This is a genomic window from Algoriphagus aquimarinus (assembly GCF_900112005.1).
GTDB lineage: Bacteria > Bacteroidota > Bacteroidia > Cytophagales > Cyclobacteriaceae > Algoriphagus > Algoriphagus aquimarinus.
In genome coordinates this window covers 42,986-59,626 of the sequence record NZ_FOKK01000018.1, presented here as the reverse complement: position 1 = coordinate 59,626, position 16,641 = coordinate 42,986, and the positions used below count along the sequence as shown (strand labels likewise).

At 43.1% G+C, this 16,641-nt stretch carries 11 protein-coding genes; 6 read left to right on the top strand and 5 right to left on the bottom strand.

What is annotated here, in order from left to right; all coding sequences use genetic code 11:
* Positions 1 to 326: 326 nt before the first annotated feature.
* On the bottom strand, positions 327 to 1,274 hold the full coding sequence (gene lhpI, locus BM291_RS18270) for a bifunctional Delta(1)-pyrroline-2-carboxylate/Delta(1)-piperideine-2-carboxylate reductase (protein WP_092900129.1): 948 nt from the start codon (positions 1,272 to 1,274) through the stop codon (positions 327 to 329).
* 359 nt (positions 1,275 to 1,633) lie between these two features.
* Between lhpI and BM291_RS18265 the strand changes: the two genes are divergently transcribed.
* A complete protein-coding gene (locus BM291_RS18265) occupies positions 1,634 to 2,356 on the top strand; it encodes a DUF2490 domain-containing protein (RefSeq protein ID WP_175499741.1) in 723 nt (240 codons plus the stop codon).
* 6 nt (positions 2,357 to 2,362) lie between these two features.
* The gene (locus BM291_RS18260; protein WP_092900125.1) at positions 2,363 to 3,388 is read left to right on the top strand and encodes an inorganic phosphate transporter; all 1,026 of its coding nucleotides are present in this window, start codon (positions 2,363 to 2,365) and stop codon (positions 3,386 to 3,388) included.
* A gap of 162 nt (positions 3,389 to 3,550) precedes the next feature.
* On the opposite strand, the gene BM291_RS18255 is transcribed toward BM291_RS18260, so the two are convergent.
* Positions 3,551 to 4,093 (bottom strand): OmpH/Skp family outer membrane protein, encoded by a 543-nt coding sequence (locus BM291_RS18255; protein WP_092900123.1) that lies wholly within the window; start codon positions 4,091 to 4,093, stop codon positions 3,551 to 3,553.
* A 256-nt stretch (positions 4,094 to 4,349) separates the two neighbouring features.
* On the opposite strand from BM291_RS18255, the gene BM291_RS18250 reads away from it, so the two are divergent.
* Positions 4,350 to 4,742, top strand: a complete 393-nt coding sequence (locus BM291_RS18250; protein WP_175499740.1) for a hypothetical protein — start codon at positions 4,350 to 4,352, stop codon at positions 4,740 to 4,742.
* A gap of 188 nt (positions 4,743 to 4,930) precedes the next feature.
* Here the strand turns inward: BM291_RS18250 and BM291_RS18245 are convergent, their stop codons facing one another.
* The 3 genes from BM291_RS18245 to purL form a co-directional block, all read right to left on the bottom strand.
* Entirely contained in the window at positions 4,931 to 7,552 is a 2,622-nt protein-coding gene (locus BM291_RS18245; protein ID WP_092900121.1) for a S8 family peptidase, read from the bottom strand.
* Positions 7,545 to 8,531 (bottom strand): AAA family ATPase, encoded by a 987-nt coding sequence (locus BM291_RS18240; RefSeq protein WP_092900119.1) that lies wholly within the window; start codon positions 8,529 to 8,531, stop codon positions 7,545 to 7,547. The genes BM291_RS18245 and BM291_RS18240 overlap by 8 nt, the downstream gene beginning before the upstream one ends.
* A 464-nt stretch (positions 8,532 to 8,995) precedes the next feature.
* On the bottom strand, positions 8,996 to 12,676 hold the full coding sequence (gene purL, locus BM291_RS18235; protein WP_092900117.1) for a phosphoribosylformylglycinamidine synthase: 3,681 nt from the start codon (positions 12,674 to 12,676) through the stop codon (positions 8,996 to 8,998).
* Positions 12,677 to 13,299: 623 nt separating this feature from the next.
* Between purL and BM291_RS18230 the strand changes: the two genes are divergently transcribed.
* The 3 genes from BM291_RS18230 to BM291_RS18220 all read left to right on the top strand — a co-directional run bounded on the left by BM291_RS18230 (position 13,300) and on the right by BM291_RS18220 (position 16,638).
* On the top strand, positions 13,300 to 13,899 hold the full coding sequence (locus tag BM291_RS18230; protein WP_092900115.1) for a TetR/AcrR family transcriptional regulator: 600 nt from the start codon (positions 13,300 to 13,302) through the stop codon (positions 13,897 to 13,899).
* Positions 13,900 to 13,962: 63 nt separating this feature from the next.
* Positions 13,963 to 15,345, top strand: a complete 1,383-nt coding sequence (locus BM291_RS18225; protein ID WP_092900113.1) for a TolC family protein — start codon at positions 13,963 to 13,965, stop codon at positions 15,343 to 15,345.
* A gap of 159 nt (positions 15,346 to 15,504) precedes the next feature.
* A complete protein-coding gene (locus tag BM291_RS18220; protein WP_092900111.1) occupies positions 15,505 to 16,638 on the top strand; it encodes an efflux RND transporter periplasmic adaptor subunit in 1,134 nt (377 codons plus the stop codon).
* The last annotated feature ends 3 nt before the right edge of the window (positions 16,639 to 16,641 follow it).

Below are 16,641 nucleotides of genomic sequence, written 5' to 3'. Positions count from 1 at the left end.
TTGCCGGATCTTATCTGTATTAAATTTTCCAGAGGTTGAAACCTCTGGCAAGGACATGAATCGTCCCGCTGAGGGGCGAGCGTTAATGATTTGTCCAGTAGGACAAATCTAGTGAGAAGCCAGAAAGTAGGGTGGGTGTAATCTGATAGTTTGTAGAATCAATGCCGTAGGCATGACCGATCCTATAGCCAGCCATGGTTGGTGAGCGTAGTCGAACCATCAATGGCTGGAAAAATGAAGATTGAATGATTTAAAAAATGCCGTAGGCATGGCCGATATCAAACACACACCATCCAATAAGAAGAGCGATCGAGAAGAGAGAGGATTTAACTGAGAGCGGAATTATAACTCTTATAAACCAGCAGCGCTGCAGCAAGGTCTTCTATTGCTAAGCCGGCGGATTTGAATAGGGTTACCTCATCGTCCGAGGTTCTTCCAGGGTGAATGCCTTTGATCAGTTCCACAATGTCAGCTTTCACGTCTTCTTCTGTGATGACTCCGTCAGCGATAGGAAGTGCAAGTTCTCCTGTCTCATGAAGTGCTCCAGCTCTGGAATCTACGAAGATTGTGCTCTTACGGATAGCATCATTATCGGTTTCCCGGGTATCTGGTTTGTGAGAACCTATCATATCTAAGTGCGCGCCAGGCTTTACCCAATCTCCTTTAATTACAGGGGTTTTAGAAAGAGTGGCGCATGCGATTAGATCAGCTTGTCGGGTTACTGCTTCTAAATCTGTGACAGCTTCTGCTTGGATTCCATGCTTCTTCAAACTCGCTACGAAGGCCTCCAGTTTGACTGAATTCCGCATCCAGACACTGACTTTTTTGAAGTTCCTCACTGCCAAATGCGCCTGAACCAAGTGGGCCGCCACAGATCCACCTCCTACTACCAATAAATTTTCTGCGTCCTCCCTGCATAGGTAAGAAGCGGCAAGTGCGGAGGTGCAGGCAGTTCGCCGGGCTGTGAGCTCAGTAGCATTCATCATGGCCAGCGGTTCACCTGTTTTGGAATTGCTGAGGATATACTGCGCAAAAATAGAAGGCATGTTTCGACTGGCATTTGCTGGTGCGACAGTCACCTGCTTCATGCCCATGTATTCGCTGTTCCAGACCGGCATAAGGATCAGCGTATTATCATCTCCTTCTGCTGTCTTGTAAAAATGATGATGCCGCACTGGCATGGTGTAGTCAGACTGAAAAATCTCACGAAGCGCTTCAATCAGTTCTGTGTAACCTAGATATCCACTGATTTTCTCATCTGGAATAATTTGCATAATGGGTTGTCGGGTTAGTCAAAGCCCAAAGGTCGGGAAAATAGTAGGTCAGCCAAACTATACCTAGTCCCACGAGCTATCTTATTGGAGGAATAAATATGCTTCGTCCCTCTGAGGGGCGAGCGTTAATAATTTGTCCAGTGGACAAATCTAGTGTGGGCCGGGTAGTAGTGCGGGTAAACTAAACCCAATCCGAATAATGATTTGACTAAGACGAAAGGGGGGCTGAAACTTCAGGTGCTAAAAATATCAACTGAATATCAGGTGTTTATATGGTGTCTATATTTAATTTCAATAATCCCTATAAAAAAGATAGGGTATATAGGGAAATGAATATATTTGCTGAAATTATAACGCTCATGAAGAAGTTTGCACTGAGTTTTACGCTCTTGTTTATCCTGCTGGTCTTTCAATCTTTCGCTCAACGAACGATCGAAAAGCAAAATCTGCTGTGGACCCGGTACCTACTTAAGGTCAGGATTTCAGATCAGTACCTATTTCGTCATGAGGTCGAAGAGCGTACCTATTGGTTTCCCTGGAGACAGCATCAGGTTGTGCTGCGGAGTTTGCTGGAGCGCAAACTGGGACAGGGCTGGAGTGTAGGAGGGGGATTCACCTATTTTCAGCATTCCTTGCCCAATAGTCCGGTGGGAGAAGTGATCCAGAAAAAGCTTGAATTGCGACCTCAGCTTGAGCTTATCTACCAGCAGTCTATTACGTCTAAGCTAATTCTCCAGCACCGATACTGGTACGAATGGCGGTTTTTCCAAAAGGAACCCCAAGGTTTTGAACATGTTGCCAACCGGGTTCGCTATCGATTGGAGCTAAGCTATATTCCCCATCCAAAAATCACCCTAAAGGCTTTTGACGAAATCCATCTTCATCTAGCTAGCACAATCACTTCTAATGTATTTGACCAAAATCGAGTAGGAGGCAGCATCATCTTCATGCCCGAACCCAATTTTGGATTGGAACTGGGCTACCTGAATTGGTATCAGCAAAAGCCCAGCGGAAAAGACTTCTACAGCAGGAACATCACTCGGATCACTTTACATCATCAACTAAAATTCGCCAAAAAATAAGCTCCTATGTCCGAATTACTAAATCACCTGACCCTTCCTTTTTTATTGGCCATGTTTCTTGCCATCACCATGGGCGGGAGTGGGACGGCCCCCTCTTTCTCGGCTGCCTATGGGGCCTCGGTCATCAAACGAAGCCTAATCCCAGGTCTTTTTGGGGTGATGGTCCTGCTGGGAGCATTGATTGCGGGTAAAAAAGTGTCCTTAACACTGGGGCTTGGACTCTTAGAGCAATCCTACTTTACCCCATTCAACACTTCCGTCATCTTACTTTCGGTCGCCTTGTCGCTCTTGGTGGCCAACTTACTCGGGGTTCCTCAATCCACCAGTCAGTCTACGGTACTGTCTATTTCAGGAGCTGCTTTGGCTCTGGATGGACTGAATACCGATACCCTCTTTTATGAAATCATCCCCACTTGGTTTATTCTCCCTCTGGTGGCTTTTGGGCTGATGTGGGTGTTAATACAGTGGGTTTTTCCATTGATCAAATCCAAACTATTGACGGAGGATTACAGTCACCTTCAAGAGCACAAAGGGCTAAAATTTGTCTTGATCGCGGCGTCTTTGTATGTGGCATTTTCCATAGGATCCAATAACGTGGCCAATGCAGCTGCTCCAATCGCCTCCCTTACTGCCAATGAGCTTGGGCCGGTAGGAACTGAGAATTTCCTCCCCATCACCATTTTGTCTGTGCTGATTGTCGCTCCATGTTTTGCAATTGGAAGCTCGCTGCTGGGGCATCAGGTGACGGAGACTACTGGCAAAGAAATCGTGGAAGTGAGTCCCTTCTATGCTACCATTATTGCGCTAATAGTCGCCAGTTTGCTTCTCTTGGCATCTGCGCTAAAGGGAATTCCTACTTCCTTGGTTCAGCTGAATGGCGCTGCATTTATCGCCTTGAGCATCCGGAAAAACGGCTTTAAGCCCACGTTTCAAAATAAAACCGTCCGCCGCTTTTTTGCGGTCTGGGCTGTGGCACCGCTTGCAGCGTTTGTGATGACCTATGGATTGATCCGCTTGGCTGAGGGGTTTTAGCCTTGGGCTGGGCAGGAGGGCAGACAAACTACACCCAGTCCCAAGAACGATCTGACTACGCCCAGACGGGGTTACAAACTACGCTTAGACGAACGAGCTGACTACACCCAGACGAAGATTACACCTAGGCTGGCATTCTACTCCTAGCGGGCTTTAAATTATTTAATTCGCTGGCTTAGCAGGAGGTGTAACTCCAAGTTTTACCAGGACCAAGTCGGTAAACGGATCGTCTTCTTGGGAATAAAGAAGGATGGGTCCTGCCTGACCTGCTGATTCTGCAAGGATATGAGTGTAATTGTTCTCGGCAGCAACATCATTTATTGCGTTGTACACTCTAGTTTGTACAGGCTCCAACAGTTCCTGCAATTTCCTTGAATAAGCAGCTTGGACGTCCTGTTCGAATTTTTGAACTTCCTGCTGCATTTTTGTCAACTCTTGTTCTTTTGTGCCTCGGGCTTCTTCAGTCATTGTATTCATGGACTGCTGATAAGTTTGAACCTGCTGTTGAAAGGCTTGAGTTTTGGTTTTAAGTTGTTGATCAAGTTGCGCACCATAGTCGGTCACATCCGAATCTATCTGCATCATCTCAGGCATCAGGCTCATGATGTACTCTGCACTGGTGAACCCAATTTTTAGTCCCTGCGCGGTAGCTACAAATCCAAAGCAAAGCAATGCAATTGTTGATAGGATGATTTTTGCTTTCATAGTTTTGATTTTTGTTAACTTTAATTTATTTCTTTGAATATACGGAATTCTGCCAGTAACCAAATAATATACTGAGAACCCCTAGTATCCTTACTAATTTGCAATTGGTTTGGCTGTTCGTACACTCGAGCTGATTTTTATAGAATTGCAAATTCTACTGATAGGAAGGTGTAATTTCATCCGACTGCTGTACGGATTACACCTAGGCTAGCGTTCTACGCCTAGCGGGGGATTGTATCCATATGGCTATATAATCATGAGTAACCATATCCACTTAGTCGTCCAGCAAAAAGACGGTAAATTGTCCGAATGGGTAAGGGATTTCAAGAAGTTTACGAGTAAGAAATTATTGAATCTGATTCTTGAAAACCCGCAAGAAAGTAGGCGGGAGTGGTTACAAATGATCTTTGAATACCATGCGAAATTCAACAAGAGGTCTGGTGTCCCGATAGCTATCGGGATACAATTCTGGACGCACGATAATCACGCAATCGAACTCTATCGACCAGAGATGATCGAGAGTAGAATGAAGTATATTCACGAAAACCCAGTCAGAGCTGGAATTGTAGAAAAGCCGGAGGACTTTCTATATTCTAGTGCTAGGAATTATTCGGGAATGAAAGGTTTGATTGAGGTTGATTATTGGTAAGTTGTTCTGAAAAACCAATTGCAAATTGGTTAGGATATTAAAGCGTAGTTACAAACTACGCTTGGAAAACGATCTGACTACACCCAGACGGGGACACAAAAACGATCTGACTACACCTAGACGGGGGGCACCAACTATTTTTGACCATTTTATCCTTTTTTTCATTTTCATTTAATAAAAATATCTGTTTATATTCTCTCACGAATACGTTGTTGAAGCCTTAATTGAATTTCCTCATAGATCATGGTATGTACATTTTCCCTGATTTCGAGCGTAACTGTTAAGGCGTATTTGATTGATTCCTGCCTTGACAGCCCAGAAGCGTCTTCTCTGCAACTTACTTTTATATTGATCGTATCACCGTCCTGAAATACATCCGCATATTCCCCCGTCAGTACATCGTGTTGAACGGTGCCCTTGCGACCCAACTTAAAATCATGGCTATTTCTTGAAAGTGCCAGATGCCCATTATTTTCCAGGTTATCAAAAAATAAATGGGCTTTCCTGTATTGTGCAGTTTTAAAATTCAACGGGCTTATCCAGGCCAATGAAATAGCTAACCTCTTGTCAATATTTACCGTCCCTAAAGAAGGGGGTAACGGAAAAGAATAGGTGTGGGCATCCTGACCAGTACGGGTAGTTAACTCGCCAAAACCAATTAATGTAACACGATGGTCGGTGCAATACAATATCTTTTCGCTGTCAACGGTGCCATAACCTAAATAGGGATATATATTTCTCTTGACGGTTTGCGGCGAAATCCCAGGCAAGGTGCGAATGATCTGTGTGATTATTTCTTGTGCTTCCCCCCAGCTTGATCCGTGTACAAGCAATGCTTTAAGAATGACGGTAAAATATCTTTCCGGTATTTTCTGCTCGTTGGGGAGTTCTTCATTTAGCTCCAGCAACATTTCGTAAAGCTTTGCACCAAGATTTGAGGTTAATGCTGCAGCATTGCTGGTTCCTGTTAAATATCCAACTTTCTGCATATCACCCGGCGCACCGGGCATCGCTGCTAAATTCCCGGGCGGGTGCACGATAGATTCTCCTGTTTCAATTCTCAAATGTGTTTTTTCAGGATCTGTCTGTCGAATATGTTTTCTATACAGGTGTCTGCCCCCAGCCATTAATATTTCCGGCTTTATGGAGTTGTTATAGCCAAATCCAATTCTGCTAATCGGACTTAACAGGAAGGGGCTTGTAATCAGATTTTTTCGTTGCGGAAAATTAAACGGCCCATGACTATCATGATGCGAAGAGCCGACAGTTATGGAATTAATCGACTCTGCCGGAGTTAAAATTTTACGGTCAAAGTTGCCTTCGATCATTTTTCTCAACGTGGCTGTTTGCACATCCGCCGCACTTGTTTGATCAAAATCGGCCTCCGGAATATCCAATACAATATCATCAACCTTATTGCCTGCACTTATTATAAATAACACGTTGTACCTATAAGACAGCCAGTCAATTAATTTTGCCCAGGTACTGATATTGTGATGAAAGGGGCGAAAAGGGTCACCAATAGAGAAATTAATCAGTTTTATTTGCGGCGCTGTCGGTGGGTAACCGTCTTCACCCTCAAACATCCGCTTTACTGCCCGGTGTATAAGATCAATAGGTAATTTATCATCTGGCAGAAATTCACCCCCTGACTGGTTATTTGCGATTGGCTTTAAGATGGGCCTTACATAAATAGGCCGATTTAAAGGAGCTGAATCTTCGCTTAAATCGCCATTGATAATCAGTGAGGCCATAGCCGTTCCATGAACCCGGTTTTGTGCTAAATAATTATGTGCAAAATCATCGGGATCGTCAACGTTTATCTTTCCAACCAATAGTGCATGGTTTTCAAGCGGCAGGCCATCCAGCAAAGCTACAATCGGAGTTAATCCGGGCTGAATTCCAGCCACTTCTTCGTTATAATTGAAAAGTTGAGGTTCTTCGGACAGATCAAAAATGGATTGACCTACCGGACGAAAAAACAAAATTTGCTGTGATTTTAAAAAGGTAATGTTCGTATTTTCAGTTAGATCCTCGAAACTGCCGATAGGTGCCTCGGCAATAAAAGCATGGTAAGCTATTTCCGATATGATAACCCGGGAGTTTTCAATAATTCTTCCATTGTTTTGCTGTAACAGGCTGTTCACTTCATCATAAGCCCGCGCATCTTTTGCTGCATCATTTTTAAAAGCTAACTCGATTTCAAATTTTACCGGGTCAACCTCAAGCAGGCGCATTTCATCTAAATAATTTTCAAGCCCTGTATCGTAAATTCGATCAGCAATACTATATGGTCGCAAATCTTTTAGCCGATCAAACAAGATTCTAAATTTGCTTGTTCCATGAACAAAATTTTGCTCATCCCTATTTAACTTGTATTTCTCCCAATAAGCTCGCAGTTCCCTAAGCGCGGCTTGATTAGTCATGGTAAGAAATAACCTTGCACCAAAACGTTTATCTACACGTTCACCATCCCCATTTACGGTATAAAAATTTTCATCCGGGTCAATTTCTGACTGTAATTCACCCAAAAATTCCATGCCCGGAGTAGCGGCAACTGCTTTAAAAAAATCCTTTAGGTCACCAGCGACTTCCAATACCAAAATCATTTCTGCAACCAGGTTAGCCGGGTTGGCCCCTAGGTATGCGGTTTGATTTTCAAGTACCCGGTCTAATTCCGAAATTCGATTTTCAAATTTTTGAACTTGAGTTTCTTTTTCAGGGTATTTGATATTACCGGTAAAAGGTTGTAAAGTGTCACGGGAACCGGATGATGCCCGTGGAAAGATAAGGAGCGGTTTTTTAGCCATTTCGCAGTTGGTACTTATTGGATATTTGGTTTAGAGATTCATCAACTATTTTTTTAACGTCAACTTCTGGAAGCGACAATATATATTTCCGTTGAATATCCAATACAAATTCCTCTATTTCAGAGAAACTTAAACCCTCCAATTTTCCCGATATATTTTTATGCGAATGCTCTAAGCTATATTTTACACGAGATTCAAATTTTTTAAGCCAGTTTTCAATCATTAACCGGTCCGGCTTTTCAAGTTCCATACGGATTTGAAAACGCCGCCAAACTGCCCTATCCAATAACTCAGGATGGTTAGTTGCGGCGACAACTACCACATAACTTGGTAAGCGATCTATTTGCAATAGTAATGAGCTCACCACACGTTTAATCTCTCCTGTTTCGTGCGTATCGCCTCTTTCTTTACCTATCGCATCAAATTCATCAAAAAATAGCACACATTCCTGTGTCCTGATAAAATCGAACATGGCCTTTAGCCTTGATGCTGTTTCCCCTAAATAACTGCCAATTATACCGTCATATCTGATGACATAAAACGGCACCATCAGCGATTGCGCAATACCTTCAGCTAATGAAGTTTTACCATTCCCCGGAGCGCCTGCCAATAAAACACGGTTTCTTGGTTCTAAATTATATGACCGAAGCAGGTCGCTTCTATGATGCTCCTGAACCATTTCGTCAATAATTCCCCGGTTTTCCCTTTTTAATACAATATCATCAAGAGATTTACCGGGATAAATTCTAAAAAGAAAACTTTCCAGCTTTTCATCGAGTAATGTTTTGGGGACAACTTTAGAGCTTTGATCTTTTGAAAATTGCTGATTTTTGAGAATATCTGCCAACTGATCTGCAACGATATGGTGCTGTTTGTTCCGCTCTTCTGCAATTAAAGATTCCACGACTTTGGTAAAGAGGTTTTTATCTCCAACACTTCCGGCTTTAACCAGTTTCAATAATAGATCAGCTCTTGCCATATTAAATTCTTTCTATTCTATACCGAGGCAAACCTACAAAGTTTAAGCCACTTGAAATGCATCTATAATCTTAAGCTAACCAACTCATGCCGTCGGTTTAAATACCCAATAATGGGTATTTAAACCGACGGCATTTCTTTTTTTTGCTAAAAAGTCTCTTGCACCTAGGTAAAATAGATAAAAATTAGGGATTTCAGTTGTACAGAATGGATAATTGGCAAGGAGAGAAGATTAATTTTAAAAATCTAACGTCCTTCCTTGGCTCCAATAATTGATTTAAATTTCCCATAAAAAAAAATCCCTCAGATTTCTCCAAGGGATTTATAAGTCACTATCAAAAGTGTGCTAATTCTATATTTAGATTGAAGTCCAGCTCAATCTCGTAAATCCAATATCGCAATTCGTAAATATCGAATGATGAACCTACCCATGGCAGGCAGGCGCAGAATTTCGAATAAAGAAATTTAGGAATTCCCCTCCACCCAAACCCTCGCATTCACAAAAGCCTCCATCCAAGGCGTAAAATCATCTTTACGATCATCAGGGTAGTGTGCCCAGTTCCAAGGCTTCAGGCTTCGCTCGATGTGTGGCATAATCGCCAGGTGACGACCGTCAGCCGATGCGATACCTGCCGTAGCATGATCGGAACCGTTTGGATTGCCTGGGTAAGCTTCGTAGCTGTATTTCATCGCGAAGTTGTAGTCGCTTTCAGCCTGAGGTAGTGCAAACTTGCCTTCTCCGTGTGCTACCCATACACCTAGTCTCTGTCCGCTCAGTGATCCTAGCATTACAGATTCGTTTTGTGGGATGGTTACGTTCACGAAAGTTGATTCAAACTTATGGGATGCATTGTGAAGCATCTTTGGTTTGTCGGTGTGATCAGGAGTGACCAAGCCTAGTTCTACCATCAGTTGGCAACCGTTACATACGCCCAAACTCAAGGTGTCAGGTCTCGCGTAGAAGTTGTCCAGGGCTTGCTTAGCCTTAGGATTGTAAAGGAATGCACCTGCCCAGCCTTTGGCCGAACCCAGTACATCGGAGTTGGAGAATCCACCCACGAAGACGATCATCTGCACGTCTTCCAGGTTTTCACGACCTGCGATCAGATCGGTCATGTGAATGTCCTTCACTTCGAATCCTGCCAACCAAAGGGAGTAAGCCATCTCACGATCGCCGTTCACACCTTTTTCACGGATGATCGCTGCTTTCGCCTTGCCTTTCTCAGTTCTGAATGGATCTAGTCCTGCAGTTTCGAAACTGCCTTTCCAACCTTCAGCAAACTCAAATGCAAGCGGCTGATTTTTATAATTGTCAAAGCGGTCTTTCGCAAGTTTCTCTCCGCTTTGCTTTCTGTCTAATAAGTAAGAAGATCTGAACCATACATCACGAAGCTCAGCGATGTCCAGCGTCAGGTCTTTTCCTGCAAACTCAATGTTTCCGGAATCAGTCACTTTCGCAAGTTCCACATAATCAATATCAGCTTCTACCAATAAGGCTTCCACTGCGTGATCATCTTCGACTTGAATCAGGATTCCTGGATTCTCGGCAAATAAAGCTTTCACTAGATCTGCTTCATGCAGACGATTCAGTTTCACTTTCAAACCTACATTTTGTACAGGGAAACACATTTCCAAAAGGGCTGTTACCAAACCACCTGAAGAGATATCATGACCTGCAAGTATCCAAGTCTGATCGATCAGATCCTGAACAGCTGTAAATGCCTTAGCGAAATATCTTGGGTTTTTAACGTCCGGAGTTTCTGTTCCGACCTTGTTCAAGGCCTGATAGAAGCTTGAGCCAGCCAATTTGAATTCGTCCTTAGAAAAATCTATGTACAGGATTCTACTTCCTTTGATAGGTTTCAGGGCAGTTTTCACTGTTTTCTGAACGTTGCTACATTCACCAACGGTGGAGATAATCACCGTTCCCGGAGAGTAAACCGTTTTTCCGTCAGGATATTTCTGCGTCATGGAAAGGGAGTCTTTTCCCGTAGGGATATTCACACCCAGATCAATCGCAAATTCAGAAACTGCTTCTACCGCTCTATATAGTCTATCGTTTTCACCTTTGTTCTTTGCTGGCCACATCCAGTTGGCAGAAAGGGAAATGCCCTGCAAACCGTCCTGAATATGCGCAAAAATTAAGTTTGTCATCGCCTCAGCAATCGCCAATCGACTACCTGCTTCAGGATCTGCCAAGGCTGCCACTGGCGCATGTCCGATGGAAGTTGCGATTCCTTTGTTTCCGGTGAAGTCCAAAGCCATTACAGCCACGTCATTCAGTGGAAGTTGGATCTCACCGACGGTCTGCTGTGTTGCCACACGACCCGTCACGGATCTATCTACTTTATTTGTCAACCAATCCTTACAAGCCACTGCTTCCAGCTGCAATACCTCGCGGATATATCCCTGGATCAGATCAGCTTCATAGTTTGCTTCCGCAAAAGAAGCGTTGGTGGTATCGTCTTCCAAAATGGTCTTAGGAGAAGAACCGAACATGTAGCTCAGGTTCCAGTCCACCGGCTTTTCTCCGGTTTTGCCATTTTCAAATTTGAAATGCATATCTCCAGTCGCCTCGCCTACCACATAGAATGGAGCGCGCTCACGGTCAGAGATCTGATGTAAGGTATCTACGTCTTTTTTGCCAATCACCAATCCCATACGCTCCTGAGATTCGTTTCCTATGATTTCCTTAGCGGAAAGGGTAGGGTCACCCACCGGCAATTTATCGATGTGGATTGTTCCTCCAGCATCTTCCACCAATTCAGAAAGGCAGTTCAAATGTCCGCCAGCTCCGTGATCGTGGATAGAAATGATTGGGTTGTTTTCGCTCTCAGCCATGGCGCGGATCACGTTGGAAACACGCTTTTGCATCTCAGGATTGGATCGCTGAATTGCATTTAGCTCGATTGCATTGGAAAGTTCTCCTGTATTCAGGGAAGAAACCGCCGAACCGCCCATTCCGATTCTATAGTTGTCGCCGCCCATGATCACAATCTGATCACCGGCTTTTGGTTCGTTCTTTTTGGTGTATTTGGCATTGGTGAAGCCCACGCCACCAGCTAGCATGATCACTTTGTCAAAACCGTGATGCTTGCCGTCTTCCTCATGCTCGAAAGTCAAAAGGGATCCACAGATGAGTGGTTGACCGAATTTATTACCGAAATCAGAAGCTCCGTTGGAAGCTTTGATCAGGATATCCATAGGCGTTTGGTACAGCCAAGGACGCTCAGCAAGCTTGCTTTCCCAAGATCTCCCTTTCTCGGAACGAGGATAAGAAGTCATGTAAACTGCCGTTCCTGCCAAAGGAATAGAGGCAGTTCCGCCAGCCATACGATCTCTGATTTCTCCACCAGCTCCAGTGGCCGCGCCGTTGAAAGGCTCCACGGTAGTTGGGAAGTTATGTGTTTCAGCTTTTAGGGAAATAACTGTCTCGACCTCACGAGTTTCGAAGAAGTCTGCCTGATGCGCCGTTTTCGGTGCGAATTGTTGTGCTTTTGGACCGCCTACAAAGGCTACGTTGTCTTTGTAAGCAGAAGCGATACGGTTAGGATGCGCTTTAGCAGTTTCTTTGATGAGTTGGAAAAGCGTCTGAGGCTTTTCTACTCCATCTATTATAAAAGTACCGTTGAAAATCTTGTGACGGCAATGCTCTGAGTTCACTTGAGAAAATCCGAAAACCTCAGAATCCGTCAGTGGTCTCTCCAATTGCTTGGAAACATTGTCCAAATAATCAACCTCTTCTTGGCTAAGTGCCAAGCCGTTTGCCTTGCTATACGCAGCGATATCGTTGATTTCTACGATCGCTTCCGGCTGCAAGTGTATATCAAAAATCTCCTGATCTATCCCGTTATAAGCTTTTTGAAGCATAGGATCGATTTGGTCTCCTTCATTCATCGGGAAAAACTCCTCGACACGGATGACGCCAGGGACACCCATGTTTGCGGTGATTTCCACAGCGTTGGTTGACCATGGAGTAATCATTTCCTTGCGAGGTCCTGAATAGTTTCCGGTGAGTGATGGATTGCTGATCGCTGTAGCTCCACCAAAAAGCCAAGTCAGCTTTTCTAAGTCTTCTGGAGCGAAAGGTTGTGGAGATTGTACAGCGTAAACGGTTTTTAGAGGGGATTCAAAGAAGAAAATCATGTCCTTTGGCTGGTAAGATGCAAAGGTACGGAATTGAGCGGGAGATTGAAAAATTAGTGTTCAGATTTCAGTCGTGAATATTCGTCATTGCGAAAGCGGCGGAGGAGCTTGAAGCAATCTGTTATTATTTAGGAGGTACGAATTACGATTTACGAGATTACCGAAGAGTTGGGGTACTTTCTGGTTAGTTGAGCTTTGTCATTGCGAGGGAAGAATGACCAAAGCCCGCCAACTGCTGGGCAGGCAATCTGATCATATTTACGAGATTGCTTTGTCGCTCATACTTCGCTCCTCGCAATGACGCTGATCCTAATGGCAGTATGATAGAGCCAAACTATCTTGGTGTCTAACGTCTTGGGTCTTATATCTAGCGTCTTGATTCTTAAATCTACCGTCTTACTGCTTGTATCTAATGTCTAATAGCTATTGTCTTTTAAAATCTGACACTATATTTCTCGCAGTTTTAAATTTCAAAAAATTAGCTCGCTGTTCATCTGCGCGCACTTTTCCTTGTTATTTTTTTAAATAGGCCGAATATTGTTCGTTTTCGGCACGGTGGAAACTTTTGCTTTGGTGAAAGTTTCCGTAGTTTTGCATCTCGTAAATTAAGTTGATTAGCATAAATGAGGGAGAAGATTCTAGGGATAGCCAGTGATCAATTTAGCCAGTATGGTGTGAGAGCCATTACGATGGAGGATATTGCTCGTTTGGCTGGGATTTCCAAAAAGACAATCTATCAGGAATTCATAGATAAAAAGCAGCTTGTCAAGGAGGCTTTTTCAATGGCATTGAAAGAGGATCAGGATACGCTAGACAAGATTCTGGAAGGTGAAGATGGTGTGATTGAGCATTTGGTTCATACTTCCAAGATGGTAAGGGAGCGCTTGTCAACCTTGAACCCAATGGTCTTGCTTGAAATCCAAAAGTACTTCCCGGAAGTTTGGGAGATGTTCAATCAATTCAAAGAAGAAATTATTGTGACAGATATCGTCAACGTCCTAGAGAAAGGCAAAACCCTTGGTTATTTTCGTCCTGAAATCAATGCGAAGATCTTGGCGAATATGCGAATAGATCAAATCAGCGCTGCTATGAATCCATCCAACTACGACCGAAGAGATTTTAGTTTATTAACTCTGCACATGGAGATGTTAGATCATTTCTTACATGGTATATTTACCGAAAAAGGTAGGCAGGCTTATCTGCAAAAGCGAAATACTTACTAATCAACTTCTATAACTGCCCTTTGCTGGCGATTACATAAAATCAGACTCTTTTTAGATTTAATCATGCATAAAACAAAGATTTATTTTGTGGTTTTCCTTGCCTTGAATTTATTCAGGCTGGAGGCTACTGCCCAAGAAGCTCCGCCTTTGGAGACGCTACAACTCAATCTCAAGGAGACTTTGGAGTATGCCTTGGAAAATAATGTGGATGCCAAGAATGCCAGACTGGAAGTGATGGTTTCGCAGACTACCATTAAGGAAGAAACAGCTGCTGGTCTGCCACAGGTGAATGGTTCGGTAGGGGTTAATTATAATCCACTCGTTCAGGTGGTGTTTTTGCCAAATGCACCGCCATTCGGTGATCCTACCAACCCTTCTGATGTGATTCCGGCGAGATTCGGTGTGAATTACTCCGCAAATGCTGGAGTGAATATGACTCAGATGATTTTTGACGGTTCATTTTTCGTGGGTTTAAGAGCAGCGAAGACTTACAAAGCTCTGACCGAGCTGAATAAGGTGAAAGTGGAAAATGATGTGATCGAGAACGTCAAGAAAGCATATTTTGGGGTTTTGGTAAATGCTGAAAGAATTAAACTTTCTCAGGCCAACCTGACCAGAATTGACTCACTATTGGAAGAAACCAAAGCCATGAACGAGGCAGGATTTTCTGAGAAAATAGAAGTTTCAAGAATTCAGGTTCAGCGTAACAATACCTTTTCACAATTGAAGAGAAGCATCACTGCCTACGATATCTCTAAGCAGCTTTTGAAGATTCAATTGGGACTACCGAAAAATTACGATCTCGTAATCACTGAAACTCTTGCTGAATTGAATCCTGAGGAGGACCTTTCAAGACTTCAGACTATGGAGCAAAGCCACCGCGTAGAAATGGATCAGCTGAATACTAACATGGAGTTGACTCAATTGGATCTGAAGTATAACACTTCACAATACATACCTACGCTTGATCTCAATGCTAATTTCACAAGATCAGGTGCTGGAGATTCATTTAACACGCTTTTCAAGTCATCAAATTGGTTTAGCTCTTCAATGATCGGTGTTGCTATGAATATTCCGATTTTCGATGGACTAGCCAAAAGCGCTAGAATACAGCGAAACAGAATACAATTGCAGCAGTTGGAAAATCAGAAGTACTATTTGGATGGCAATATTCAACTGGAGATTTTTCAAGCCCGACAAAATCTAGCAAATGATATGGAGGTTTTGGCAGTACAAAAAGAGAGTATGGCACTGGCAAAAGAGGTGTATGATATCTCCAAAATCAAATACAATGAAGGTGTTGGCTCCAACTTGGAGGTTGTAGATGCTGATGCCGCTTTGATAGAATCAGAAATCAATTACTTAGGAGCTCTTTATGATGGCTTAATTTCCAAAGTAGATTTGGAAAAGGCGCTGGGGATCTTGAAAGAAGGAATCAACGACTAATCCAACATTTCCTTTTCAAAAAGGAAGTATATAACAACGACAATATCAATAAATCATGAAATCGAGCAGAACCAAACCGTCCTATACGAGGATGATTTTACTATGCGAGATTTCTCCCGATAGCTATCGGGATGGCCTTAATAGAGAAATTATAATCATATGAAAGCACTATATAAATTTTTACCCCTGATTGCACTTGCCTTGGTCGCTATTTCCTGTGCTACTGAAGAAGGAGTGGAGGCGAAAAAAGCTGAGTTGAAAGAACTCAAAACGCAATCAAACGAAATCAACAGCCAGATAAAGGAGTTGGAGGCTGAGTTGATGAAGTTAGATCCTGAGTTTGCCAAGCTAAATCATAAGTCAATCCTAATCACTACAGCTCAGGCTAAGAGAGGGAGATTTGAGCACTATGTGGAGGTGACAGGATCTGTTCTTTCTAAGAAGAATGTGAGCATCAGTGCTGAGACTTCAGGGAGAATTCTGGAAGTGCCGGCTATCGAGGGTATGAGAGTCTCTAAGGGACAGGTTTTGGCGAGAATTGACACTGAATCCATACAACGTTCTATAGAAGAGCTGGAAAACACCATGGATCTAGCAAATACTTTATTCGAAAAGCAGGAGCGTCTTTGGAAGCAGCAGATTGGTACTGAAGTACAATACCTAGAAGCTAAAAATAGAAAAGAAGGCTTACAAAGAAACTTGGCTTCCGCCAAAACGGAGTTAGCTAAAGGAGTGATTCGAGCGCCATTTGCAGGTACGATCGAAACTGTGCAGGTGAGATTGGGCGAGTTGGTTCAGCCAGGTGCATCTATGTTTCAATTTGTCGGAGAAAGCGACTTATTTATTGAGGCAGATATTTCTGAGTCTTATGTAGGAGTTCTTGGAAAAGGCGATTCTGTAGATGTGAGATTCCCTTCCATCAATCAGGAAATACAGACAAAGGTGTCCGCAGTAGGTGCGATCATCAACCCAAACAACAGGACATTTAAAGTGGAGGTGTATCTTCCAAAGGTCCCAATGGTGAAGCCAAATATGATTTCTGTTTTGAAAATTCAGGATTATGAGCATAATGATGCAGTCACTGTTCCTAGTCATTTGATCCTTAGCGACAATAGAGGTGATTACTTATTTGTAGTAGTGGAAGGTTTCGCCAAGAAAAAATATGTAGAGAGAGGAAAGACCTTTGATCAGGAAACTGAAATATTGAAAGGTTTGGAAGGAAATGAAGTTTTAGTGGACAAAGGCTTCCGTGAAGTAGGAGATAATTTCAACGTGAATATAGCTCAGCAGTAATAA